The 26,533-nt window shown below is 35.5% G+C and carries 22 protein-coding genes, 2 tRNA genes and 1 rRNA gene; 11 read left to right on the forward strand and 14 right to left on the reverse strand.

Translation table 11 applies throughout. The features are described 5' to 3' along the window. The first annotated feature begins 47 nt into the window (after window positions 1–47). A 5S ribosomal RNA gene (rrf, locus tag ACIQ2S_RS01495) occupies window positions 48–156 on the forward strand. A 478-nt stretch (window positions 157–634) separates the two neighbouring features. Here the strand turns inward: rrf and ACIQ2S_RS01500 are convergent. From ACIQ2S_RS01500 to porU, 5 genes are all read right to left on the reverse strand, one after another. Beyond that, window positions 635–2,254, reverse strand: coding sequence for a 2-oxo acid dehydrogenase subunit E2 (locus ACIQ2S_RS01500; RefSeq protein ID WP_396172309.1), 1,620 nt, complete (start codon window positions 2,252–2,254; stop codon window positions 635–637). 5 nt (window positions 2,255–2,259) lie between these two features. Next, window positions 2,260–3,258, reverse strand: coding sequence for a pyruvate dehydrogenase (acetyl-transferring) E1 component subunit alpha (gene pdhA / locus ACIQ2S_RS01505; RefSeq protein ID WP_396172310.1), 999 nt, complete (start codon window positions 3,256–3,258; stop codon window positions 2,260–2,262). A 172-nt stretch (window positions 3,259–3,430) separates the two neighbouring features. Further along, a complete protein-coding gene (gene cdd / locus ACIQ2S_RS01510) occupies window positions 3,431–3,913 on the reverse strand; it encodes a cytidine deaminase (protein WP_396172311.1) in 483 nt (160 codons plus the stop codon). 70 nt (window positions 3,914–3,983) lie between these two features. Further along, window positions 3,984–5,162, reverse strand: coding sequence for a type IX secretion system outer membrane channel protein PorV (gene porV, locus ACIQ2S_RS01515; RefSeq protein ID WP_396172312.1), 1,179 nt, complete (start codon window positions 5,160–5,162; stop codon window positions 3,984–3,986). Window positions 5,163–5,202: 40 nt separating this feature from the next. Next, window positions 5,203–9,045, reverse strand: a complete 3,843-nt coding sequence (gene porU / locus ACIQ2S_RS01520) for a type IX secretion system sortase PorU (RefSeq protein WP_396172313.1) — start codon at window positions 9,043–9,045, stop codon at window positions 5,203–5,205. Between the two features lie 209 nt (window positions 9,046–9,254). Here porU and gldJ point away from each other — a divergent pair, with 209 nt between their 5' ends. Then, a complete protein-coding gene (gldJ, locus tag ACIQ2S_RS01525) occupies window positions 9,255–10,964 on the forward strand; it encodes a gliding motility lipoprotein GldJ (RefSeq protein WP_396172314.1) in 1,710 nt (569 codons plus the stop codon). Between the two features lie 67 nt (window positions 10,965–11,031). Continuing rightward, entirely contained in the window at window positions 11,032–12,315 is a 1,284-nt protein-coding gene (gene murF, locus ACIQ2S_RS01530; RefSeq protein WP_396172315.1) for a UDP-N-acetylmuramoyl-tripeptide--D-alanyl-D-alanine ligase, read from the forward strand. A 32-nt stretch (window positions 12,316–12,347) separates the two neighbouring features. Here murF and ACIQ2S_RS01535 read toward each other — a convergent pair. The 9 genes from ACIQ2S_RS01535 to ACIQ2S_RS01575 all read right to left on the reverse strand — a co-directional run bounded on the left by ACIQ2S_RS01535 (window position 12,348) and on the right by ACIQ2S_RS01575 (window position 19,777). Further along, window positions 12,348–12,422: transfer RNA gene (locus ACIQ2S_RS01535), tRNA-Val, on the reverse strand. Between the two features lie 41 nt (window positions 12,423–12,463). Then, window positions 12,464–12,538: transfer RNA gene (locus tag ACIQ2S_RS01540), tRNA-Val, on the reverse strand. Window positions 12,539–12,607: 69 nt separating this feature from the next. Next, window positions 12,608–13,828 carry a bifunctional folylpolyglutamate synthase/dihydrofolate synthase gene (locus ACIQ2S_RS01545; RefSeq protein WP_396172316.1) on the reverse strand — a complete coding sequence of 407 codons (1,221 nt, stop codon included), beginning with the start codon at window positions 13,826–13,828 and terminating at the stop codon, window positions 12,608–12,610. A 57-nt stretch (window positions 13,829–13,885) separates the two neighbouring features. Next, complete coding sequence (locus tag ACIQ2S_RS01550) at window positions 13,886–14,689, reverse strand: energy transducer TonB (protein ID WP_396172317.1); 804 nt, start codon at window positions 14,687–14,689, stop codon at window positions 13,886–13,888. A 161-nt stretch (window positions 14,690–14,850) separates the two neighbouring features. After that, on the reverse strand, window positions 14,851–15,243 hold the full coding sequence (locus ACIQ2S_RS01555) for an ExbD/TolR family protein (protein ID WP_396172318.1): 393 nt from the start codon (window positions 15,241–15,243) through the stop codon (window positions 14,851–14,853). After that, window positions 15,243–15,938 carry a MotA/TolQ/ExbB proton channel family protein gene (locus tag ACIQ2S_RS01560; RefSeq protein ID WP_396172319.1) on the reverse strand — a complete coding sequence of 232 codons (696 nt, stop codon included), beginning with the start codon at window positions 15,936–15,938 and terminating at the stop codon, window positions 15,243–15,245. The genes ACIQ2S_RS01555 and ACIQ2S_RS01560 overlap by 1 nt, the downstream gene beginning before the upstream one ends. 58 nt (window positions 15,939–15,996) lie before the next feature. Then, the gene (gene nhaD / locus ACIQ2S_RS01565; protein WP_396172320.1) at window positions 15,997–17,373 is read right to left on the reverse strand and encodes a sodium:proton antiporter NhaD; all 1,377 of its coding nucleotides are present in this window, start codon (window positions 17,371–17,373) and stop codon (window positions 15,997–15,999) included. 10 nt (window positions 17,374–17,383) lie between these two features. After that, window positions 17,384–18,610, reverse strand: a complete 1,227-nt coding sequence (locus ACIQ2S_RS01570; RefSeq protein WP_396172321.1) for a Glu/Leu/Phe/Val dehydrogenase dimerization domain-containing protein — start codon at window positions 18,608–18,610, stop codon at window positions 17,384–17,386. A 99-nt stretch (window positions 18,611–18,709) separates the two neighbouring features. Beyond that, a complete protein-coding gene (locus ACIQ2S_RS01575; protein WP_396172322.1) occupies window positions 18,710–19,777 on the reverse strand; it encodes an anhydro-N-acetylmuramic acid kinase in 1,068 nt (355 codons plus the stop codon). A gap of 91 nt (window positions 19,778–19,868) precedes the next feature. Between ACIQ2S_RS01575 and ACIQ2S_RS01580 the strand changes: the two genes are divergently transcribed. The 8 genes from ACIQ2S_RS01580 (at window position 19,869) to ACIQ2S_RS01615 (ending at window position 26,163) form a co-directional block, all read left to right on the forward strand. Beyond that, the gene (locus ACIQ2S_RS01580; protein WP_396172323.1) at window positions 19,869–21,008 is read left to right on the forward strand and encodes an acyl-CoA dehydrogenase family protein; all 1,140 of its coding nucleotides are present in this window, start codon (window positions 19,869–19,871) and stop codon (window positions 21,006–21,008) included. Window positions 21,009–21,089: 81 nt separating this feature from the next. Next, window positions 21,090–21,578: a DinB family protein gene (locus tag ACIQ2S_RS01585; protein WP_396172324.1), complete on the forward strand. Its 489-nt coding sequence runs from the start codon at window positions 21,090–21,092 to the stop codon at window positions 21,576–21,578. Then, window positions 21,566–22,276 carry an NRDE family protein gene (locus ACIQ2S_RS01590; RefSeq protein WP_396172325.1) on the forward strand — a complete coding sequence of 237 codons (711 nt, stop codon included), beginning with the start codon at window positions 21,566–21,568 and terminating at the stop codon, window positions 22,274–22,276. The genes ACIQ2S_RS01585 and ACIQ2S_RS01590 overlap by 13 nt, the downstream gene beginning before the upstream one ends. Before the next feature lie 157 nt (window positions 22,277–22,433). Continuing rightward, window positions 22,434–23,312 (forward strand): D-alanine--D-alanine ligase, encoded by an 879-nt coding sequence (locus tag ACIQ2S_RS01595; RefSeq protein ID WP_396172326.1) that lies wholly within the window; start codon window positions 22,434–22,436, stop codon window positions 23,310–23,312. Continuing rightward, entirely contained in the window at window positions 23,312–23,947 is a 636-nt protein-coding gene (locus ACIQ2S_RS01600) for a hypothetical protein (RefSeq protein ID WP_396172327.1), read from the forward strand. The genes ACIQ2S_RS01595 and ACIQ2S_RS01600 overlap by 1 nt, the downstream gene beginning before the upstream one ends. A gap of 46 nt (window positions 23,948–23,993) precedes the next feature. Then, entirely contained in the window at window positions 23,994–24,671 is a 678-nt protein-coding gene (locus ACIQ2S_RS01605) for an SDR family NAD(P)-dependent oxidoreductase (protein ID WP_396172328.1), read from the forward strand. A gap of 49 nt (window positions 24,672–24,720) precedes the next feature. Beyond that, window positions 24,721–25,560, forward strand: a complete 840-nt coding sequence (locus tag ACIQ2S_RS01610; protein ID WP_396172329.1) for a Bro-N domain-containing protein — start codon at window positions 24,721–24,723, stop codon at window positions 25,558–25,560. Next, window positions 25,561–26,163 carry a SprT-like domain-containing protein gene (locus tag ACIQ2S_RS01615; RefSeq protein ID WP_396172330.1) on the forward strand — a complete coding sequence of 201 codons (603 nt, stop codon included), beginning with the start codon at window positions 25,561–25,563 and terminating at the stop codon, window positions 26,161–26,163. The last annotated feature ends 370 nt before the right edge of the window (window positions 26,164–26,533 follow it).

A 26,533-nucleotide genomic window follows, 5' to 3' on the forward strand; every position in this document is an offset into this window, starting at 1 on the left:
TATGTATTGTTGATTGACAAGTAGTCATTCACCCATGCAAAACGACTTAAGGTGGTTATTGCGGCGGGGCTCACCTCTTCCCATTCCGAACAGAGAAGTTAAGCCCGCCTGCGCAGATGGTACTGCAGTTTGTGGGAGAGTATGTCGCCGCCTTCTTTAATCTGAACTCGATTCAGATTCTTTTAAAATCCTCGTCATGTATTTGATGAGGATTTTTTTTGTTTAATCTAAACTCTTTTTAAAATTTGGAATAAAAATAATGGGTAATATACTTGTAGTTTATGCAAATACGGTACTAACGTGTATTGAATTAACTCCAATAAGAAATATGGGTAGCACAGAATTTACGTGAGGGATAGTAGCGAAAAGCCCACAGCAGCAATAGAGCTTGCGGAGTTGGTGCGAGGACTTGCAGCGGATAGCCCGACCCGGAGCTCGTCGGAGTGGCACGACTAAAAAAAATGACTATTTATTTCTAAACATTTGTAAATAGCATCTTTGTGTTTAATGCTAGGTAGTTTGGAATGAGTTTTAATCAGACCCAAGTTGTCTTTACTTTAGGTGCTACGATTAGCGGTTAACGAAAAAATCCTTAATTGCTTAAGGATTTGTAATTGATTTATGTTATGATAATTTATGCGAGCATAGTTACCGGATTTTCTAAATAGGTACGTAATGTTTGTAAAAATGCTGCACCTGTTGCACCATCAACTGTTCTGTGGTCACAGGCTAATGTTACTTTCATAGTATTACCTACAACAATCTGCCCATTTCGTACTACCGGTTTTTCAATGATTGCACCCACTGAAAGAATAGCAGAGTTCGGTTGGTTGATAATTGAAGTGAATTCAGTAATACCAAACATTCCTAAATTTGAAACCGTAAATGTGCTTCCTTCCATTTCTGCAGGTTGTAATTTTTTGATTTTAGCTCTTCCAGCAAGATCTTTTACAGCAGAACCAATTTGCGTTAAGTTCATTTGATCAGTAAAATTCAATACGGGCACAACCAAACCCTCTTCAACAGCTACAGCAACACCAATATTTACATGGTGATTAATAACTGTAACATCATCTTTCCACTGTGTGTTTACTCGAGGATGTTTTTTTAAAGCCATCGCACAGGCTTTCACAACCATGTCGTTAAACGATACTTTAGTATCAGGGATGTTATTAATTATTGCTCTGGATTTCATTGCTTCATCCATCGCTACTTCTATAGTTAAATAGTAGTGCGGTGCGGTAAATTTTGATTCAGCCAAGCGGCGGGCAATAGTTTTACGCATTTGCGAGTTTTTGACTTCTTGTGAATACATTTCTCCAGCAGGAACAAATGGTTGCACTGTTTCAGCTGGTTGAGAAACATTTTCTAGTGGTAAAACTTTTGCAGCAGCAGCCGTTGTAAAGTTTTCAACATCACTTTTTACGATTCTTCCATTTTCGCCAGAACCTTTTATTTGCGATAGGCTGATTCCTTTATCTTTTGCTATTTGTCTAGCTAATGGTGAGGCAAAGATTCTTCCGTTTGATTCGGACGTTGTCGTTGCTTCTTCTTTATTTTCAGTAGTTGATTTTACTTCTTCAGATTTTGTTTCAGATTTTGCAGTTGTTGGAGCTTCACCAGCTTTGGTATAGTTTTCTGCAATGCCGGAAACATCTGTTCCTGCCGGACCAATGATAGCTAGAACACTATCAACCGGAGCAGATTGACCCTCTTGTATGCCTACATACAATAAAGTACCGGCATTGAAAGATTCAAATTCCATAGTGGCTTTGTCCGTTTCAATTTCAGCAAGAATATCACCTTCTTTTATAGTGTCTCCAATTTTTTTTAACCATGTAGCTACTGTTCCTTCAGTCATTGTATCACTTAATCGGGGCATCGTAACTACAATCACACCTGCTGGAATGTCCGCTTTAACTTGTGGTTTTGTTTCTTCAGCCTTTGGTGCTTCTGGTTTTGCTTCTTCAACTTTTGGTGCACCTCCTCCAGCTAGTAAACCTGAGATATCTTCACCTTCTTTACCAATAATAGCCAAAAGTGAATCAACAGGTGCAGATTCACCTTCTTGAATACCAATATGCAGTAAAGTTCCAGCATCAAAAGCCTCAAATTCCATCGTTGCTTTATCGGTTTCAATTTCTGCTAAAATATCCCCTTCTTTTACGGTATCCCCAACTTTTTTTAACCATGTTGCTACAACTCCTTCGGTCATTGTATCACTCAAACGTGGCATTGTAATAATTTTTGCCATAGTGCTTATAGTTTATGAGAAATAAATGGATAATTTTCTTGGTCATATACCACATCATACATTTGTTGTATTTCAGGATAGGGTGACTCATCGGCGAATTTTTCACATGCTTCTACCAAGTCTTTGACGCGTTCATCAATGGCTTGAATTTCTGCGTCAGTAGCATAATTGTTTTCTTTGACAATATCTAAAATCTGTGTGATTGGGTCAATTTTTTTATATTCTTCCACTTCATCTTTACTTCTGTAAAGTTGAGCATCAGACATCGAATGACCTCTATACCTGTATGTTTTCATCTCTAGAAAAGTAGGTCCATCTCCTCTACGAGCTCGTTCAATGGCCTCGTGCATGGCTTCTGCGACTTTTACCGGATTCATTCCGTCTACAGGTCCACAAGGCATTTCATAACCTAAACCAAGTTTCCATATATCCGTATGATTGGCAGTTCTTTCAACAGATGTTCCCATGGCATATCCATTGTTTTCACATATAAATACTACGGGTAGTTTCCACAACATGGCCATGTTGAATGCTTCATGAAGTGACCCTTGACGAGCAGCACCGTCACCAAAATAGGTTAAAGTAACACCACCTGTATTAAAATATTTATCTGCAAATGCCATTCCTGCTCCTACAGGTATTTGTGCTCCAACAATTCCATGTCCGCCAAAAAAACCATGTTCTTTAGAGAATATATGCATGGAGCCGCCCATTCCTTTGGAAGTTCCGGTTACTTTTCCGTAAAGTTCTGCCATGACCCTTTTTGGATCAACACCCATCGCAATTGGTTGCACATGGTTTCGGTAGGCAGTAATCATTTTATCTTTAGACAAGTCCATTGCATGAATTGCTCCAGCTAAAACAGCTTCTTGACCATTGTATAAATGTAAAAATCCTCTAACTTTTTGTTGGATATAAACTGCAGCTAATTTGTCTTCAAATTTTCTCCAAAACTGCATGTCTTCATACCATTGCAGATAAACTTCTTTGGTGATTTGTTTCATTTGTTTATGTCTTATTCTTTATTGTTTGAATTATCATTGACGCAATAGGGTACCATACAAAATTGCGAGTAGCAAAAATAAGACATACTAAGTAGATGTAAAAATTTAATCGTCTTAAAATGAAAAACTTTATGGAAACTTATTTACGATAACGTTTTAGTAGCAAAGTTAGTTATAAGTATTTTTTATCAAATCCTAAGGGTAAAAGATTTGATAATGAGTCTGATTTGTAGATTTCACCAGATTCTCCCATAAAATAGATTTCAATAGCTGTTTGCTGTTTGATTTCATATTCAGCAATAGATTGTCGGCATGCTCCGCATGGGGGAATAGGCTTTTTTACGGGCTTTAAGTCGGAAGTAGCCGAAATAGCTATTTTTAGTATTGTATTTGTCGGGAAAATTGTTCCCGCCTGAAATATCGCTACACGTTCTGCACAAAGTCCGGATGGATAAGCTGCGTTTTCTTGATTTGAACCTACAATCACTTCATTATTATCTAATAAAATGGCAGTTCCCACCTTGAATTTAGAATAAGGAGCATAGGCTTTTTTTCTGATTTCGATTGCTTTAAGCATCAAATCCAATACATCATTTGGTAATTGATGTATTTCAGGAAATACTGTAAAAGTTGAAAGTAGTTCAATTTTTTTCATAGGTGGTAAAGATAAAAAAACTCCAAAAACAAGTTGATTTTGGAGTTTTAATTAGCTATTATTATGTGAATTAATATTCATCGTAGGTGTCGCCAAAATTAAATGTGAGTGAAAAACGCAAAGTATTCTCCAATGGATTGACAACATTTGAAGTTGAAAATAAATAAGAAACATCTATTTTAATTACATTGTATTTAAATCCGGCTCCAAGTGAGAAATATTCTCTAGCTCCCTTTTCCGGGCTTTCATGAAAATATCCAGCTCTTAAAGAGAATACTTCTTGGTAGACATATTCGGTTCCTAAAGAATAAGTAAACTCTTTTAATTCTTCACTGAAACCATCAGGAGCGTCAGAAAATGATTGAAACATTCCTTGTACCCAGCCGATGCTGTTGTATTCTGCATTTAATATTGCTTGATCTTCCGAATTAATTTCACCATCCCCATTAACATCTTCCAGTCTTTGAGGAGTAGGAACCATGAGCTTGGTAAATTCCAAATTAACCCCAACTTTATTATATTCATCCAATATAAAATCAAAACCTCCACCTACACGCATATTTGCGGGAATGAAATTTGAATTTAAATCACTATTATCATTGTCATAATTAATTTTTGGGCCCATATTTTGGAAATTAATCCCTGCTCTCCAACGACCATTAAAATCATTGAATGCTATTTCTTCGGACTGATAAAAACCGGCAAGATCTACAGCAAAAGTATTTGCAGCTGATGCATCACCAACAGCATCAGGCAATTGCAATTGTGAAGATATAAAACGTCCACCAACGGCCATGGAAAACCGTTCACTCAGTTTTAATGAGTACGAAAGGTCTACTGCAAATTCATTTGGACTAACGGTTTGTCCGAGTTCTCCAAATTGATTAGTGTATTGAATTTCACCTAATCCAAAATAGCGGATGCTAGCTGCGAAAGCCATACGTTCTTCAAATCTATTAAAATAAGTTACCTGACCCAACGAGATATCATTTGCCAAAGCAGTTAAATAAGGCGTATAACTCATTGTAAAACCTTGTTGTTCCAAAGAAAAGGCATATTTAGCCGGATTCCATTGTTGCGAAAAAGCATCGGCAGCTGTTGCAACACCGTTGTCAGCCATTCCTGCCGAACGAGCATCAGCAGCAACCAGTAAAAAAGGAACAGCGGTTGTAATGACCCGTGAATCCTCTTGTGAGAAAGCAGTTTGGGCAAAAAGTAAGGTGCTTATAAATAGAATTATTTTTTTCATTTGTGGGTAAAAATATTAATTGAACAAATATAGTATTTTATTAAAGGATTACAAGTTTTTCAATCTTTTCGGTCTTTTTGTTGGTCAAATTTGACTTGACGGTCAATTTGTAAATGTAAACACCTTTTCCAATTTTATCTCCAAAATCATCTTTTCCATCCCAAGAAATGTCTCTGGATAAAAAACCTTCAGTTGAAACTACTTGATTGATTGTTTTTATAATTTTTCCTGTTACAGTCATGATTTGAACCTGAACATCTAATGGCTCAAACGGGCGATTGTGGGTAAACCAAAACTGTGTATAATTGACCAACGGATTGGGATAATTTAAAACATTTGTAAGCGTTACAGTCTCATCACCTGTCACTATAAACTGGATTTCCGCCGTAACCGGATTGTTGTATACATCCCAAGCTCTGAATGTAATGGTATGCAGACCTTTTGCTAAATTTCGGAATGGAAATCGAACTTTTCCTCTGGTAAAATCGTCTAACTCGGTTTCGTAATAATCGTTTAGAATATACGGATTGCTTTCGTCGCCATCAAGAATGGCAACAATATCATGACCAATTCCGCTGGCAGTATTGATTCCGTTTTCATCTTCAAGAAAAGCTAAAAATATCGGACTCTCATTGGTGATTCCACCCGAAATAAATGTTTCATCATTCATGTAAAGTCGAACCGTTGGGCCCACATTATCGATGGGAGCATTTTCATTAATTCCGCCAATTTGAATATCGGCGTTATAACCCGCCTGATTCATCAGCATGGGTTGCTGCGTTTTTGCGTAAAAACTAATTCTTCCGTTCCCTACCGGAATTGAAATGTCACGTGGAACCACAAAACTGAACTCAAATTTACCATTAGTCACTGACGCATTTCCTCTAAAGATGGTTTCACCTAAAGTGGTAAAGTTCATTTTTATCAATTGATTATTTGCAATTGTATTGTCATTTGCCAAAGTTGTTTGGTTGATGTTTTTGTCAAAAATCTGAATGGCTACATCGCCATTGTAATTGGAAAGAAGTATGTTTCCTGAAAAGTCTCTTATTTCGCCTGAAAGTTTAACAGAACTAAGTGCACTGAATATAAAATTTGAATCGGCTACAGTTTCATCGTTTATTTTTGTTAGTACAACAGTTGGTTTTGGAATGGCTAGCTTTAATGCCGGGTCACCCACATAAAAAACCATTAATGTTTGCGGGCCGTATTCGTTTTTTGAAAGTCGCAACGCTTCAGCAATAGTAATCTCTTCATCGGAATCAAATCCATAAAGGTAAGACGCCAGAAATTTATTTATATCTTGACCGGTTGTTACACCAATTCTTCTAGTTGTGGTTACCAATGAAATGGCACCACCTTGCGGATTCCAGTAGGTAAATTCTCCTGCTGTTGGGCGATAAGGATTGTCAAACCGCGTGAATTCGCAAGTAACAGTTACAAATAATGGATATTTGTACCTATTGGCAAGATTTTGAGCGTCGTTTTTTTCAAAAATTCTCTCGTCGGCCAATACGTCTTCATTCCCATGGCCGAAATAATTAAACACTAAGGAGCCATAATCAAAAGCCTCTAAAATATCGCTCTTTGCTTTCGGATACCTTTGTCCTCCCGCAGAAGCTTCTTGGACGTAAGCATCAATATGAATTTTATTGACATTTACTGGAGGCTTTTCAGTAGCAATTGAATTTCCTAAGTTGTCTAATTCTTGTTGAATTACACCTTCCCACGATTCGTCGACGTCATCAGAAATTAAAGTGAAATTATTCCGCCATCTTCCATAGGATTTGATGTCGTGATAATCAATCACTTTATCTACCATTTCACGTGCTTGTTTCAAATCGGTTACCAACATTCTACCTACTGCCACATCCATTTTATTAGCAGAGGATAACAAAAGTCCTTCATTGTCATCCATCATTGCATAAAAGTCATCCGACATGGTTGAACTTAGAAGATTATTACTAATGAGGGCATGAAATATTGGGACTATATTCGTGTTGTCTGGTATTCTATTTTTGTAATCGAAAGAGGTATCGCCGAAAAGATTTACATATTTTACTCTTTTTGAAATGTCAGAAGCGTTGTAATACACATACCGAACAAGATTTCTAATTGCAGCAATGTCCTGTTTGCCTGAGGAAAATTCAGGATAAATGGACTCTAAAGTGACGGTTTTTACTTTTAATTGCGAATTGTTTCTATGGAAATTTGCCAAACGTTCAGCTTCCGAGTATAACGAATTAGGGGTAATAATCAAATAATCAACATCTTGAAATTGACCGGTATTTGAATTAAAAATTGTGCCTAATAGATTTTGATTGGTAATCTTTGATTGGCTTTCACGTACAGGTAAAAAATAGTCAGCAGGGTCAATGGCAATATACTTTCTTAACTCTCCTAAATTTGCTTTAAACGAAAAGTTTGATTGTCCGTTATTTTCAATTTTAGTAATTGAAAATCGATCAGTTACATCCCAAACCTGAAGAATTGTAGATGCATTACTGATTAGATATTCGCCAATTCCTATTTGATTTGCAACCGAATTATTTTGAAACTTGAATTGTTTGTTAAAACCAATTAAATTTCTTGTGGCACTGATGTTAATATAATTTAAATAACCTCTCGAGTTTGGAACACCATTGTTGTTGTAGGCCACTTGAACGGCTATATTTTCGGAAGAAGTTGCAGTAAAATTTAAATTTTCGTTATCATACAAAACACTTGATGCAGCATTTAAGGGCGAAAAGTTTATAGTCTGTGAATTTTGACCATTTACATTGACAGTCATCGAGGTTTGCGTGAAAGCTTGTGAGGCTACATTTATGGTAACTTGCAGTGGAACGGTTGTGTCGATGTTTGGGAATTTAAAATCAAAAGTTTGTTCGTTTTCTAAAGAAAAATCTTCTCCAAACCAAACCCTGCCTAGGCGACCAATATTGACAAGGTCTTTTTCATAAAATTGAAAGTCATTAAATTTGGTTATGGTTACAGTTGCATTTCCACTAGGTTGCTGCATGTTTTGAATTCTGGCACCATCACTTCCATCGGCTGTTACATAATAGTAGGATTTATTGTCGTATAGATTTAAATTGGTTTCACTTTCTGCATTCCAAGTGTCAACACCTTCTGCATAAAATAAAATATAATCTTCATTGTTAAAAACTCCGTCATCTTCACCTATAAATAGGATGCTATTTTCTTTTAAATCTATGGGGTACTCGGTTTGATTTAATAGTGGGAGCATTCGTCCACCGTTACCGTAAATTTTTATTTTACGAGGATCCACGTTTGTGTTTAATCCTAATTGATTTAAGAAACTTTTCGAGATTCTATAAACACCGGTCTTTTCTACGTAAAAACGAAACCAATCACCGGTACTCAAAACCGAATTACGAATGCCAACAAAATCTTGCGAAGAAAGAATTTGATTGGTTTTTGCATTGTCGTAGGAGAACGAATAGGAGAGTGACTTAACTCTTTTGTAAACGCCATTATCAATAATAATAGGAGAGAAGCTAAAAACGCTGTAATTTAAATCTCTTCCAAAACTATTTTCCAGCGTAGCGTTTATGCTTTTAGGTATTTTAGACGAATTTAAATCACCCAAGTCGTTTATGCTTATAGTTTCATAGTCAATTGCACTAATCTGCAGCGAATTTTCGTTAAAAACACCTTGTGTTTTTTTAGTTTCTTTAAAGAAGATGCTTTTATTTGAGTCGTCATAATAAAAATTACTCGATTGAAATGATGGAATTTTCAGCGAGTAGTTTTCTATACGGTATGTGTTGTCTTTTGTCCAATTTAAAACAATGGAATGTCGCTCCTGAGCGATGACATCCAAGGAGATAATTAGCAGAACAAACAGTAAAATCTTTTTCATACGAGTTTGATAACGCAAATACTTTGTAAATATTACTGCGTAAAATTAAATTATTCGATCAAATGCACACAATAAAACGCATTAAATACCGTTTTAAATGCCGTTGGATTTAACAAAATTTTACAATTATGTCAAAAAAAGTAAAAACTTGTTGTAGTTTAACGGTTAATTGCTATATTGCGGCACTAAATTTATTACCTACTTAACGTATGAAAGTAAACAAATTAATGACAATTAAGCTACTGCTAACTCTAGTAGTGATGTTTGGTTTTGCTAGTTGTAGCAAAAAATCAGGCTCAAGCAACACGTCCTCTGCAACCGGATGGAAGATTAATGATCCCAAAGGTGGTTTTCAACATGGTTTAGGCTACAAGAAACAAGAAGCTGGCCCCGGCTTAATTGCTATTGAAGGCGGAACCTTTACAAAAGGACGAGTTCAAGATGATGTTATGCATGATTGGAATAATACTCCAAATCAGCAGCACGTGCAATCATTCTATATGGATGAAACAGAAGTTACAAACATTATGTACATGGAATACTTAGATTATTTGAAAAGAGTATTCAATCCGGAAGAAGAAAATTACACCAATATATACAATGGTGCACTTCCCGACACACTTGTTTGGAGAGATAGACTTGGTTACAACGAAACAATGACCAATAATTATTTGAGACATCCTGCTTATTCTTACTATCCAGTAGTAGGTGTAAATTGGATTCAGGCGGTTGAATTCTGCAAATGGAGAACAGACCGTGTTAATGAAGATGTTCTTGAAAGAGAAAGATTTCTTAAAAAAGATGCAAAGCTTACTGAAGCATCAGCAGATAAAACATTCAGTACTGAAACTTACATTAATTCTCCTTCGTCAGTATATGGTGGCGATGAAGAAATTGTAATGAAAGGTAAAGGGGGTAAAACACCAAAGCAAAAACCGAATGCAGATGGGTCTACAGCAGAGCCAAAAAACGTGTATGCTCAGCGTTCTTCAGGGTTAATTTATCCTGAGTACAGGCTTCCTACAGAAGCTGAGTGGGAGTATGCTGCGGTTGCAAATGCAGGAAACAGAGAGTACAACTTGTATCAAGGAAGAAAAAAGTATCCATGGTCCGGTAGTTACACTCGTTCAGGAAAAAGACAAGTTCGTGGTGACCAATTGGCTAACTACAAACAAGGAAAAGGGGATTACGGTGGAATTGCAGGTTGGTCTGATGATGGTGCTGATATTACACAAGTTGTAAAATCATATCCACCAAATGACTTTGGGTTGTATGATATGGCAGGAAATGTTAGCGAATGGGTTGCTGATGTTTACAGACCTATTGTTGACGATGAAGCAAACGATTTCAATTACTATAGAGGTAACGTATACATGAAAAATAAAATAGGTGAAGATGGTAAACTTGAAATCATCTCTACTGACAATATTGTGTATGACACTACTTCAAGCGGTAAAATTATTGCCAGAAACTTACCTGGAGAATTGGCTACTGTGCCGGTTGATGAAAACGAAACTTATTTGAGACAAAATTTTAGCACCAGCGACAACAGAAACTACAGAGATGGTGACAGACAATCATCTAGATTTTTTGAGTTTGGTTCTGAAGATGAAGATCAAAAAAGTATCGATGCAAAAAGAATGTATGATTCTCCAATGCATCAAGTAGAAGTAGACAGTATGGGAACCATGCTTAAAAAGTATGACAAATCTTCAAAACGTACGTCTCTTGTTAATGATGAGTCAAGAGTTTACAAAGGAGGTTCATGGAGAGATAGAGCTTATTGGTTAGATCCTGCACAAAGAAGACACTTCCCGCAAGATATGGCAACCAGCGATATTGGATTTAGATGTGCAATGTCTAAAGTAGGTCCAAAATCAAGTCAAAAATCTTCTAGAGGAGTTCCACGAACAAGATAAAATAGAATAATTACTTTCAAAAAGCCCTTTTATAGGGCTTTTTGTTTTTATAAATTTTTTCAGAATTATGGAAACTAATGCGTTGCATTCTAAATTTCTAAGTTGTGCATCCGTTGCAACAGATACACGTAAAATCGAAAAAAATGTCCTGTTTTTTGCTCTGAAAGGGGCAACTTTTGATGGAAATACTTTTGCAGCAGAGGCGTTAAAATTCGGAGCATCTTATGTTGTTATTGACAATCCCGCTTATTATGTGGATGAGCGAACAATTGTTGTTTCAGATACGTTAGTCAGTCTGCAGGAGTTGGCTACATTTCATCGAAAGTATTTAAATATTCGGATTATTGGTTTAACAGGCAGTAATGGTAAAACAACAACGAAAGAATTATTTCAAGCCATTTTATCAAAGAAATTTAATTCCAAAGCTACGGTCGGAAATTTAAACAATCATATCGGTGTCCCATTGACTCTATTGTCGTTTACCGAAGAAACAGAAATTGGTATTGTGGAAATGGGTGCAAATCATCAAAAGGAAATTGAATTATTATGTTCCATAGCTCAACCGGATTATGGCTATATTACTAATTTTGGAAAAGCACATTTGGAAGGATTTGGCGGCGTAGAAGGTGTTATTGCAGGCAAAAGTGAAATGTATGACTTTTTAAAAATAAGTAAAAAGGCAGCGTTTGTTAACTTAGATGATCCTATTCAAGAGGCTAAAACTAAAAACATAGAACGCATTTCTTTTAGTCAAAACCAAACAGATGCGTTTTTATATATCAAAGGGATTTCTGCAAATCCTTTTGTTTCGATTGTTTTGGATGATTTGGTTATACAATCCAATTTAATAGGTCTTTATAACGCAACAAATATCATTGCAGCAATTGCCGTAGGCAAATATTTTGGCGTTCCTATTCAAGATTGTAAGGCCGCGATTGCCGCTTATTTCCCGGATAATAACCGATCGCAAATAGTATTTAAACATTCAAATGAAATTATTTTAGACGCTTATAATGCAAATCCAAGTAGTATGGATGCGGCTTTGACTAATTTTATTCAATTAGATAAATTGAACAAGGTTATTATTTTAGGCGATATGTTTGAACTAGGAAATGAAAGCATATCCGAGCATCAAAAGATAGTTGACCTGTTGAAGGATGTTGCAGCGATGGAATGCTACTTGATTGGAAAAGATTTTTTCAAATCAAAAATAGATAGTTCTCATTTGCATTTTTACGAAACTTTTGATGATTTTTCAAACGTAATTAAGCAAAAATCTATAAAGGAGTCGATGATTTTAATAAAGGGTTCACGTGGAATGGCTTTGGAGCGAACATTAGACTTTTTGTAAAAAGGAAAAATCCTTAAATTAAGGATTTTTAGTGGGTCATACTGGATTCGAACCAGTGACTTCCACGTTGTCGACGTGACACTCTGAACCAACTGAGTTAATGACCCTTTTTGAATAAAAAAACTCCCTAATTACTTAAGGAGTTTTGTGGGCGATGAGGGGTTCGAACCCCCGACCCCCTCGGTGTAAACGAGGTGCTCTGAACCAGCTGAGCTAATCGCCCGATTAGTGCTTGATTGCGAGTGCAAATATAGCACAGTTTTTGGTAACTGCAAATAAAAACGTAAAAAAATTATATTATTTCTGCAACAACAAAGGTGCTTCCGCCAATGTAAATTAAGTCATTTTTTGTAGCTTGATGAAGTGCGACTTTATAAGCTTCTGATGTTGAAATGTATGCTTTTCCGTTTAATCCATTATTTAGTCCTTTTTCCATGAGTACATTCGCATCAAGACCCCGCAAGTTTTGTGGCTTCGAATAATAGTAGTGTGCGTTTTTTGGAAATAATGGCAAGATATCATCAATATTTTTATCGGCAACAAATCCAAGAACAATATGTAAGGTGTCAAAATTTTCCTTTAGAAGTTGATTGATCACAAGAGCCAAGCCTTGCTTGTTATGGGCTGTATCGCAAATTACTTTTGGAGATGCATTCAATATTTGCCATCTACCTTGCAATCCGGTGTTTTTTACAACATTTAATAATCCGTTTTTTATGTCTTCTTCTGATAACTGCAATAATTTATTTTTTTGTAAAATTTTTATCGTTTGGATAACCGTTTTTCGATTTTGCAGTTGATAATCGCCTTGAAGAGCAGTTGGATACACTTCGGTTATTAAATCGGAAGCAAAATATATTGCTGCATGCTCTCTCTTTGCTTTTTCAATAAATACTTGTTGTGTTTCTGCCATATACTCTCCAATCACTACCGGTATTTTTTCTTTGATGATTCCGGCTTTTTCAAATGCTATAGCTTCTAAAGTTGTACCTAATAATTGCGTATGATCGAGTCCAATATTTGTAATCACGGAAACTAAAGGTGTAATGATGTTGGTGGAATCTAATCTGCCGCCCAAACCCACTTCAATCACGGCAAAATTAACCTTTTCTTTGACAAAATAGTCAAAAGCCAATCCAACGGTCATTTCAAAAAAACTCAGTTCATTTGTTTCAAAGAATGATTGATGCTTATGAACGAAGTCAACCACAAATTCTTCAGTAATTTCTTTCCCGTTGATTTTAATGCGTTCTCTGAAATCTTTTAAATGTGGCGATGTATAGAGGCCAACTTTATAACCTGCTTCTTGCAGAACGGAGGCCAGGAGTGAAGAAGTGGATCCTTTTCCGTTGGTTCCTGCCACATGAATGGTTTTTAATTCTAATTCCGGATTTCCAAGATGGTTTGCTAATAGAATAGTGTTGGTTAAATCCTTTTTATAGGCAATCGCACCCACTTGTTGGTACATGGGCAGCTGATTGAAAAGCCAATGGACTGTTTCTTGATAATTCATTGTTAAAAAATAAACCCCACAAAAGTGGGGAATAAATATAGTAATTTTTTAATTCTATTAATTGTTTCTGAAGTTGAATACAATGAACCCAACTTGATTGTCAGGGGCATTATTGTCGTCATTCCAAAGGTATTTCTTTGCTGAAGCAATTGCCGCATCTTGTAAACATTTACTAGTTGTATTGGAACCGTTCGGGCTAAATTTTGCATTGGTTACAGTTCCGTTTTTGTTCACTTTTACTTCCACTACTATTGTTCCTTCATCGTTACAATTTGTTGCAACGGCACCAGGCTTCGTTAGTTTTCTTCCTTTTAAACCCCAACTGCCTTTTCCGCTGCCACTAGTGCCGCTGCCATCGCCATAATAACTATTGGCATAGATACTTCCATCAATTTTTCCTTGATTACCGGGTTGATTACTGTCGCCATCGCCATCGGTTGCTTTGCCGTCATTTTTTGGACCATTCAACAAGCTTGATAAGGCATCGGTCGTTTTTTGGGAAGGTTTTTGAGGTTCCACCTTTTTTGGTTGTACTTCTTTTTTCACTTCTTTTGTTGGCTCCGGTTTTTTGGTTGCTTTGATTACCGCTGCATCAACTGATTCTTGCGTGATTACTTCCTCCGCTGTTGGAGTTGGCTCTGGCGTATTTTCGGAAGGCTGCGGAGCCGTTTTTACAGTTTCAGTAGTATTTGTTTCACCCGAACCGAAATCGGTGTTTCCAAAGTTAATGGCAATTCCGTTTTCCGGTGGTGGATCCATGTAAGACAAACCATATTTAAAGAAAAGAAGCAATAAAATAGCGATTATTGTTGCACTTATTGCAAATGATTTTCTTTCGTACTCGGTTTCTAAATATTTCATAGTTCCCTTTTTTTAGCCCTGACGGAAGTGGATAGCTTTTTTTGAAAGAAACACTATTTTTTGTTGCTGTTTCAAAGCGACCGGTGGAAGCTCTTGAAACTGCTTACAAAAAAAGGGTTTATTCAAAAAAACTAAGAACGAACGGCAGGATTAGCTTCTAATTATTTAGGTCGAACGGCTAAAACTACTTTGATTTGATTTCTATTGGCAATATCCAAAACATTGACTGCTTTTTCAATAGGCACACCTTCTTCGGCTCTTAAAATTAGGGCCTTATCTTCTTTATTGGCAAACAAAGCCAATATTTTAGCCTCTAAATCAGCTTCTTCTACTTGATCTTTATCTATAAAAAACTGGAGATCTTTGTTAATGCTAACCGAAATATTTTTATTGCTGTCAGTTTTTCCTTTTGCTTTTGGCAATACCAAATCTAAAGCATTGGTTGTAACCATTGTTGACGTAAGCATAAAGAAAATAAGCAGTAAGAAAACAATATCTGTCATGGATGACATATTGAATTCTGCAGATACTTTATTTCTACCTCTTATATTCATTAGGATGGTTCGTTTAAAAGGTCTAAGAAATCGGTTGCATTTGCTTCCATTTGGTGCACCACTTTATCGGTTTTAACAACCAAATGATTGTAGCCCATAAATGCAATAATCCCTACCACAAGTCCTGCAACCGTTGTGGTCATTGCGGTATAAATACCTTCGGCTAATGCACCTACTTCAATCTGTCCGCCACCGCTTGCCATTTTATGAAAGGCAAGAATCATTCCAATTACGGTACCCAAGAAACCAATCATTGGGCCGGCTCCTGAGATGGTTGCCAGCATACTTACATTTTTTTCTAATTTGTATATTTCAAGTTTACCGGCATTTTCAATGGCAGTATTGATGTCTTCTAAAGGTTTTCCAATACGTGAAATACCTTTTTCGGTTAATCTCGCTACCGGTGAATTGGTTTGAGCACAAAGCATTTTAGCAGCATCAATTTTACCATTCATAATATTCATTTTGATATTATTCATGAAATTGACGTCAATTTTAGAAGCAGCATTGATGGCTAATAATCTTTCAAAGTAGAGGTAAAGTGCAAAAAAGAACAATAAACCTAAGGTAATCATGATCAGTTGACCACCAATTCCCCCACTGGATACCAGTTCCCAAATAGATATTGTTTTTTCAACAGGTTGCGGATCTACTAAAGCTTCTTGAGCTACCGCTAAACTATCAGTTGCTTGCATATTTAATTGTTTTTTAATTTGGTTAATCTCTTAACGCTAAAATACTACTATTAATTGTTTAACGAATAAAATGTTCGATAAATATAAAGGATAATGCACCTGCAATAAATCCGGCAAAGGCAAGCCACGTTATTTTTTTAAGGTACCAAATGAAATCAATTCTTTCCATACCCATGGCAGCTACGCCTGCGGCCGAACCAATAATCAACATGCTTCCGCCAGTTCCGGCAGAATAGGCAATGAAATGCCAAGCCGGATGATCTATTTCATAAGAATACATTCCCATTGCAGCAGCAACTAAAGGCACATTATCAATTACTGAGGATAAAATCCCTAATAATATTATGACAACATCCATGTTTGGAACTGCATTAGAAAGTGATTCTGCTGCATAACGAAGAGTACCGGTGTCAACACCATTAATTTGACCGAAAACTAAGGTTTCTAAAGCTGCAACGGCCATCAATATTCCTAAGAAAAATAGGATGCTTGAGAATTCAATTTTAGATAGTGCTTTGTGTCCGGAATACAGGTATTTTTCATTTTTATTGAAATTTTCATGAGGAATTACATATTCCGAAATAAGCCATACAAACCCTAAACTGAACATCATACCTATATAAGGCGGAAGGCCTGTGAGCACTTTGAAAATAGGCACAAATACAATTGCCCCTAAACCTATAAATAGCATTTTTTTACTGCTAAGTAATTTTTCAGTTTGTTCATTGATTCCAAAATTTTTTCTTTCGATTGTTCCTTGAAAGGTTTTGAGTTTAGAAGCAATAAAAAACGGCACTACAAAGCATAAAACGGCTGGAACGATTACGTATTCTGATAATCCCGCCGCACTAACTTTGTTGGCAATCCAAAGCATGGTGGTAGTCACGTCGCCTATTGGAGACCAGGCACCTCCTGCGTTCGCCGCAATAATAATTAAAGAGGCATACCAAATTCGGTCTTCCCTCTGTGGAACTAATTTTCGTAGTAACGTGATTAAAACAATTGTTGTTGTTAGATTATCTATAATCGAAGAAAGTATAAAAGCAATTATACCTAAAACCCACAATAAGCGAACTTTATTACTCGTATTAATTCGGCTTTTGATAACATCAAATCCTCTATGTAAATCAATTATTTCAACAATAGTCATTGCACCAATAAGAAAAATCAATATTTCGGAAGTTTTGCCAAAATGATGCATCAAATTTTCTATAAAACCTTCATGATTTGCCTCCGCAGTTCCACTGGCCATATTAAAAACATGTCCGTGCACATCAATAATTGAAAACCATCCATTATTGAAACCAATGGATAAAAGAGCCCACATAACAGCGGCCATCAGTAGAGAAGGTACTGTTTTATCTAATTTTAATGGATGCTCGAGCGTAATAGACAAGTAGCCAATAATGAACAAAAGGATGATTAGTATTATCATTTTCAGAAATTTAAGTTAATTGTTTAAGAGCAATTTCAAAAGATGTTGAACTGATATTTATTTTTGAACTATTAAGTGAATGTATTTTTTCAATAGCCTTTTTGATGGTTTCTGAAGTATCTAAGAAAATGGCTTCATCGGTCATTTGTACTTTTTTTTCCATGAAGTATGCAAAAACACGGGCCATGCCGCAGTTGGCAATAAAATCCGGAATTAAACTAACTTTTGCATCGGTATCTTCCATAATTGGGCCAAAGAAAATTTCTTTATCAGCAAATGGGACATTGGCACCGCTAGAAATTACTTCTAAACCGGAATCAATCATTTGATTCACCTGGCTTTGTTGAACCAATCGTGAAGCGGCACATGGAGCAAATATTTCAGCACCAATTGTCCAAATTTTTTGATTAATTTCGGCAAACGAAATCATATTTGGAGCCACTAATTTATTGCCGTCTTTATTTAAAAATAAGCGTCTGATTTCTTCAAAAGTAAATCCGTCTTTGTTAATTATTCCGCCTTCTCGGTCAATAATACCTACCACTTTTGCACCCATGTCGGCTAAATAAAAAGCAGCTGCAGAACCTACATTTCCAAAACCTTGAATCACGGCTTTTTTTCCAACTACAGTTCCGCCATATATATCGTAATAATGTCGGACCGCTTCTGCCACACCAAAGCCTGTAATCATGTCGGCAACGGTATATTTCCGGTTCACATCAGGAGAAAATTTAGGATTTTCAATTACTTTGATTACGCCTTGACGTAACTGACCAATTCTATTGATTTTGTCGGCTTCAGTTGGTTTAAAATGACCGTTGAAAACACCTTCTTGCGGATGCCAAACACCACATTCTTCGGTGATGGGAATAACTTCATGTATTTCATCGACATTTAAATCACCACCCGTTCCGTAATAACTTTTTAATAAAGGTGAAACTGCCTTGTACCAACGCTGTAAAACTCCTTTTTTTCTAGGATCATTTGGGTCAAAATTGATTCCGGATTTGGCTCCGCCAATAGAGGGGCCTGAAACGGAGAACTTCACTTCCATTGTTTTTGCAAGCGAGAGTACTTCATTCATGTCCAAACCTTTTCTCATTCGGGTGCCACCACCTGCGGCCCCTCCTCTTAAAGAATTAATTACGGTCCATCCTTCTGCTTCCGTTTCTGCATCTTTCCAATTAAATATTATTTCAGGCTCTTTATTCTCAAATTTTTTGAGTAATTCTTTCATTATAATGTGACTGTTTATTTGGTTTTGCAAATATAAACTTTAAAAAAAGATTTGTAATTTATTATCTTATTAATATTGGGTTAAATAGTTGCATTTTAATTAATTTTTAAAAATTATTCCCGAACTGTGGTCAAATTTTGCACCGGTAACACTGCTTAAAACATTGATTTCGTTTCTTAATTTTAAAACACCCAATAATCCAAAGATTAGGGCTTCTTTGTATTCAAGTGTTTTAGCATTTGGAATAATTATTCCCATTTTAGGTAAGTGAATTTGCAATCGCTCAATTAAATAGTCGTTGTAGGCACCACCGCCGGTAATCAATAGTTTTCCCTCCTTTTTTGTTAGCGAATAATTGGTTTGCATAGCAATGTGTTCTATATATGTGTTCATTTTATCAGCAATAGCAATGGTGTGTTTTTCCATCAAGGGTAAAACAGTTTCTTTTACAAATTCAAATCCAAGTGATTTCGGATAGGGTTTTTGATAATAGTCCAGTTTATTCAACGCAATCAGCAAGTCCGAATCTAATTTTCCAAATTTGGCGATAGTTCCTTTATCATCATAATCATGACCTAATTGATTGGCATAAAAATTCAAGACAGTATTTACGGGTGAAATATCAAAGGCCATTCGTTTGTCATTTTCTTCAAACGAAATATTTGAAAATCCACCTAGATTCAAGCAATAATCATATTCAGAAAACAATAATCTATCGCCAATGGGTACTAAGGGAGCACCTTGGCCACCCAATTTTACATCTTGGACTCTGAAATCGCACACAATAGTTTTATTAACGATTTTAGCAATTTTCGGCAAATTTCCTATTTGAAGGGTGTATCCTTTTTGCGGTTGGTGTAAAATAGTATGTCCATGGCTGCAAACCGCGTCAACTGCATTCAGGTCGAAGTCGTCTATGAATTGTCTAATTGTTGTACCTAAATAATCGGTATACTCTTCATTGAGTTGAATCAATTCGGTTTTATTGAAATCAATAGCAGTTTTTAGTTTATTTAACCACTGTAGAGGATAGGGAATAGTTGCGATTTCTAGAATTTTGTAGTTCCAACGATTATTTTTCAGAGTAAAATAAACATGAGCTAAATCGATGCCATCTAGTGATGTACCACTCATGACTCCAATGACTTGATAGGTTTCCTTAAACATACTTTAAAATTACGAAAACGTTTGAAATTATGACTTTAATGTCCTATTTTTGCGACCAAATTTAAGAAACAAACAAACAATATTTATAGTTATGGATTTTAATCTTACCGAAGAGCATTTAATGATTCAGCAAGCTGCCCGCGATTTTGCTCAACAAGAATTATTACCGGGAGTAATTGAAAGAGATGAGTATTCAAAATTTCCGACCGAGCAAGTGAAAAAGATGGCTGATTTAGGCTTTATGGGAATGATGGTAGATCCAAAATACGGAGGTGCCGGTTTAGACAGTATTTCTTATGTTTTGGCAATGACTGAAATTGCAAAAATTGACGCATCAGCTGCCGTAATCATGTCGGTAAATAATTCTCTGGTTTGTGCCGGTATGGAAAAGTACTGCAACGAAGAACAAAAAATGAAATATTTAGTACCATTGGCAAAAGGAGAAGTGATTGGTGCTTTTTGTTTATCGGAACCCGAGGCAGGCAGTGACGCTACCTCTCAAAAAACAACGGCTATTGATAAAGGGGATTATTACCTTTTGAATGGTACAAAAAACTGGATAACCAATGGCGGAACTGCTTCTACATATTTAGTAATTGCTCAAACAGATGTTGAAAAGGGGCACAAAGGAATCAATGCTTTTATTGTTGAAAGAAGTTATCCCGGCTTCGAAATTGGACCAAAAGAAAAGAAAATGGGCATTCGCGGAAGCGATACACATTCGTTAATGTTTACCGATGTGAAAGTCCCAAAAGAAAATAGAATCGGTTCCGATGGTTTTGGTTTTTCATTTGCGATGAATGTGCTAAATGGAGGAAGAATCGGAATTGCATCGCAAGCATTAGGAATTGCAACCGGAGCATATGAATTGGCATTAAAATACTCGCAGGAAAGAAAGGCTTTTGGTAAAGAAATATTTAAACACCAAGCCATTGCTTTCAAATTAGCTGATATGTATGTAAAAATTACCGCTGCTAATTTATTGATTATGAAAGCAGCATGTGAAAAAGATGAAGGCAAAGATATTGCACATTCGGGAGCGATGGCAAAATTATATGCTTCTGAAATTGCCTTAGAAGTTGCCAATGAAGCCGTTCAAATTCACGGGGGTAACGGTTATGTTGCCGAATATCATGTGGAACGTATGATGCGTGATTCAAAAATAACTCAAATTTATGAAGGCACTTCTGAAATTCAACGAATTGTGATTTCGAGAGGGTTGGTTTCGTAATCCGTTTTAATTCTGTAAATTAAACCCTTTGAGAAATTTCTCAAAGGGTTTTTTTATTATTTTTGAAAAAAAATGGTGCATATGCTGTTATTTCCAATTCGAAAGGCTTTGAATGAATTGAACGATTTGCTGAATCAACTAACATATGAGGAGTATGTTCATCCGTGTCCTTATTTAAGTAATGCCTCCATTGGAGAGCATACACGTCATATTGTAGAGATGTTTCAATGTTTAAATGTGCAGTATTATGAAGGGGTTATTAATTATGATTCCCGCAAAAGGAATCGTTTGATTGAAACTGATTTGACTACTGCAAAAGCCGCCATTAAAACTTGTATGCAAGAATTGCAGAAACCTAATAAAATAGTTCATTTAGTTCAAATGATAGAAGGCCATGAAATTACTACTGAAAGTAATTATAACAGAGAATTACTTTATAATTTGGAACATTGCATTCACCACCAGGCGTTAATTAAAGTGGCCCTTTTACAAAATAATTCCATTGTAATTAATGAAGGCTTCGGAGTAGCACCCTCTACATTAGAATACAGAAAGCAATGTGCACAGTAAGTTTTGTTGTTGCAAACGAACAGATTATTATTACTTCCAACCGCGATGAAAGTGTTGTTAGACCAAGTGCTTTAAAACCTGAAAAGCACATTGTAAACAATAAAAACATCATTTTTCCAAAAGACCCAAAAGCCGGAGGCACATGGTTTGCAACTACTGAAAACGGAACGGTTGCAGTGTTGTTGAACGGAGCCAAAGAAAAACATCAGGTTAAAGATTCCTACCGAAGAAGTAGAGGATTAATTCTCCTCGATATTATTAGTTCAAACGCTCCATTGGAAGAATGGAAAAATATTGATTTAATGAACATTGAACCATTTACAGTGGTGCTTTATTTCAGTAAAGAGTTGTATCAATTACAGTGGAATGAAATAGAAAAAGAAATAGTACAATTGGATCAATCAATGCATCACATTTGGTCTTCGCCAACTTTATATTCTAGTGAAGTCCGTTTGCTACGAGTTCATTGGTTTGAAAAATTCATAAACGAACAGCAGGAATTAAATCCGTTAAACTTGTTTGATTTTCATCAAAACACAGCAAGTGAGAATAAGGACTTCGGACTGATAATCAATCGAAATAATAGTTTAAAAACATTGAGTATTACACAAGCTGTTATCAGAAAAAATGAAATTGAGTTTTCTCACTTAGATTTGCAGCATCAAAAGCATTTTGTCAATTCATATTCGATACAATAACTTGAAATTATTTTTCCATAAATTGTTTCATTGGGAATATTGGCCGTTTCAAGTGGTTTATATTCCTATCTATTTTTTGTGGATTTTTTATGCGATTAAATCTAGAACATTTTTCTTTTTCAATGCGTGTAATCCAAGAATAAAAAATGGCGGATTTATGGCCGAAAGTAAAAAGGAAATTTATGACAGTATTCCGCAACAATCTTATCCAAAAACAGAGTTAATTCATGAAAAAATCCCTTTTGATAAAGTGATTGTACTTTTAGAAGAGTCAAAAATTAAGTACCCGTTTATAGCAAAACCGGACATAGGTTTGCGAGGTTCGGCCGTTAAAAAAATTCATGCAATTTCAGAATTAGAGGAGTATCATACAAAAGCTAATTTTGATTATTTGATTCAAAATTTGATTCCATATGCCAATGAAGTTGGCATTTTTTACGTGCGATTTCCTAGTCAACAAAAGGGAAAGATTACAGGAATTGTGGCTAAAGAATTTTTGGAAGTTACCGGCGATGGCATTTCAAAAATTGTTGATTTATTACAAATGAATCCGAGGTATGAAATGCAATTAAAAACATTGCAAAAAGAATACGGCACTCAATTAAATCAAGTTTTGAAAAAGAATCAAAAACGTAACTTGGTTCCGTACGGAAACCACGCCAGAGGAGCGAAGTTTATAGATGTGAGTCATTTAATTACTGAAAAATTGACAAGATCAATTGATGAAATGTGCCAACAAATTCCGGAGTTTTACTTTGGAAGATTGGATGTGATGTACAACACTTGGGAAGATTTAGAAAATGGTCAAAACTTTGCCATCGTCGAATTAAATGGTGCCGGAAGTGAACCTACTCATATTTACGATCCCAAACATTCGTTGTTTTTTGCGTGGTATGAATTAGCAAGACACATCACTTATATGTATCAGATTAGCGTTCAAAATCATCATAAGGGTGTTCGGTACTTAACCTTTAAAGAAGGAGTGGAGCAGTACCGCTTACAAATGCAGCAGCAAAAAAAAATCTACCATTTTTAATGCAAAAAGTGAAGAATATAGGCGTTGGTTTTTTAGTAAGTTTCATTGGTTCTATTCCACTGGGATATTTGAATGTGGTTGGTTTTGATATATATTCTCAAGAAGGACTAACGGCAACCATATCTTATTTATTAGGTGTTGTTACAATTGAATTTTTTGTGATTTATTTCACTTTGATTTTTGCAAAAAAATTATCCGAGAATAAAAAACTAACGAAATATATCGAAGGTTTTTCGGTCTTGTTTATGTTAGTTTTGGCAGCTTTTTTTTATTTTAGTGCCAATTCAGAAACTACTAATAGAACTATTTTTTCTAATGTGTCAGAAAATTTTTTCTTTGCAGGATTACTTTTTAGCAGTTTGAATTTCATTCAAATTCCCTTTTGGACGGGTTGGAATTTATATCTGTTAAATGGTAATCATATAGAAATTTCAAAATCAAGAAAATACTTTTATGTTTTCGGAACTATTTTGGGAACGTTTTGCGGCATGTTAGTGTTGATTTTATCACTTCATTATTTTGCTTCGAATGTTGCTTTTTTGTCACAATATTTGATGAAGTTTATTATCCCATTAGTGTTTTTTGGACTTGGAATTTTTCAAGCTTTTAAATTTTATAAGAAGTACTTCCATTAATCTTCAAATCCTTTCTTTTCTTATCTTTACGAAAATTAGAAAACAAGTGAAAAATATCATCATCACTGGAACCTCGCGGGGCATTGGCTTTGAAATAGCATTGCAATTTGCCAACACCGGTCATCAAGTATTGGCCATTTCAAGAAAAACACCAAAGGAATTAATCGAACATTCTAACATCACTTGTCTTTCCATTGATTTATCAAGTGAAAAGGAATTGTACAGAGTCTCCGATTTTTTATCTCAAACTTGGAAAAATGTGGATGTAATTATTCACAACGCAGGAAGTTTGTTGTTAAAACCATTTTCACAAACCACTCAAGAAGATTTTGAAAATGTTTACAAAGTAAATGTGTTTGGAGTAGCAAATTTGACACGTGTTTGTTTGCCCTTTTTACAAAAAGGAAGTCATGTTGTGACCATTAGTTCCATGGGAGGTATTCAAGGAAGCATGAAGTTCGCTGGATTAGCAGCTTATTCTTCAAGTAAAGGGGCGGTGATAACACTTTCAGAATTATTAGCAGAAGAATATCGAGAACAAGGTATTTCGTTTAATGTTTTAGCATTGGGAGCCGTTCAAACAGAAATGTTACAAGAAGCTTTTCCGGGTTATGAAGCTCCACTTTCCGCCAAAGAAATGGCCGAGTATGTTTATGATTTTTCGTTGAACGGAAGTAAATATTTTAACGGAAGGGTGATTGAGGTATCTTCTTCAACACCTTAAAAGTTAATTTATTTTTGTAAATTGTATCTTCATTTAAACTATATAAACTATGACAAAATTAAACGCCATCCAGCTATTTGAAGAAAGAAAAGTCCGAACCATTTGGGACGATGAAAACGAAAAGTGGTTCTTTTCAATTATTGATGTAATAGAGGCTTTGACAGAAAGCGATCGACCCAGGAAATATTGGAGTGATCTAAAAACGAAGTTACAAAAAGAGGGAAGTGAACTGTCCGATTTTATCGGACAGTTGAAAATGATGGCCCCTGATGGAAAAATGCGACTAACTGATGTAGCTGATTCAGAACAACTTTTTAGATTAATTCAATCAATTCCCTCACCAAAAGCAGAGCCGTTTAAGTTGTGGTTAGCACAAATTGCATCGGAACGATTGGATGAATTGCAAGATCCGGAATTAACTATTGATAGAGCTTTAGAACAATATTTGCAGTTAGGATATTCTGAAAATTGGATTAACCAACGATTGAAAAGTATTGAAATCAGGAAAGAACTGACCGATGAATGGAAAAGCAGAGGAATTAAAGAAGGTCAGCAATTTGCAACTTTAACCGATATTATTTCAAAATCTTGGTCAGGCATAACCACTAAAGAATACAAATTATTGAAAGGATTAAAAAAGGAAAATCTTCGGGATAATATGACCAATACAGAATTGATTTTGAATATGTTATCTGAAGCGTCTACAAAAGATATTTCCAAAGCAGTAAATCCTGAAACGTTTGAAGAAAATAAAGAAGTTGCCAAACAAGGCGGAAATGTTGCCAATGTTGCCCGAAAAGAACTGGAAGCAAAAACAGGAAAAAAAGTAGTAACCAATTTAAACGCAAAATCGTTGGCAAGTCAAAATAAAGAAATCGATAAAAAATAAATGAGCGAAGTTCTTTTAAAATATCTTCCCGAACACGCAGTTGAACCTGTTTTTGAATTAATCAAAACCAATTCAGTACATTTAAAAATCGTGAATGAACGGCAAACGCGTCACGGTGATTATAGAAAACACCCTACCGGGAAACATCAAATTACAGTCAATGCCAATTTGAATAAATACCGCTTTTTGATTACGCTTGTTCATGAAATTGCACATTTAGCTGCTTTTGAAAAATATGGTCGATATATTAAACCGCATGGAAACGAATGGAAAATTACCTTTCAGCGTTTGATGGTGCCGTTTATTCGTCCGGAAATTTTTCCGCATTCGGTTTTACCTTTGGTTGCCAATCACTTCCGGAATCCAACGGCTAGTAGCGACACCGATGCCCTATTGGCTTTTGCTTTAAAACAATTTGACGAACGAAAACCGGACATTCATTTTATACATGAAGTGCCTTCAGGAAGTCTGTTCAGAATTAAAAACGGAAAAATTTTCCAAAAAAAGGGACTTCGGGTCAAACGCTATGAATGTTTAGAAGTACAAACCGGAAAGTTATATTTGTTTAATGCCAATGCTGAGGTGGAGATTATACCGGGATAATTATCGATTTATGAATTTAGAATTACTCAAAAGAAAATCTTATTTTTTATTGCTTATAACCTCATTGTTGTTTTTGGTATTGCTTTTAAACACCAACGTAAATGAAAGATTTGTTGTAAATATTCATGATACTTATTATGTTGTTGAATTTCAACATTGTTTCATTTTATTGTTTCTTACATTTTTAACATCAGGAGTATTATATTTAGCATCTAATTTTTTTAAGATTCAATTATTTTCTTTCTTATCAATGATTTATATTTATGGGTCATTAGTATTTATTGGACTATTTTTTTACTATTTAAATAATGCAAATTCATCGTCGATTTTTAATTAAATTGATTATAGCTTTAGGATGAATATTTCACTA

Source organism: Flavobacterium sp., from assembly GCF_044371705.1.
Lineage (GTDB): Bacteria > Bacteroidota > Bacteroidia > Flavobacteriales > Flavobacteriaceae > Flavobacterium.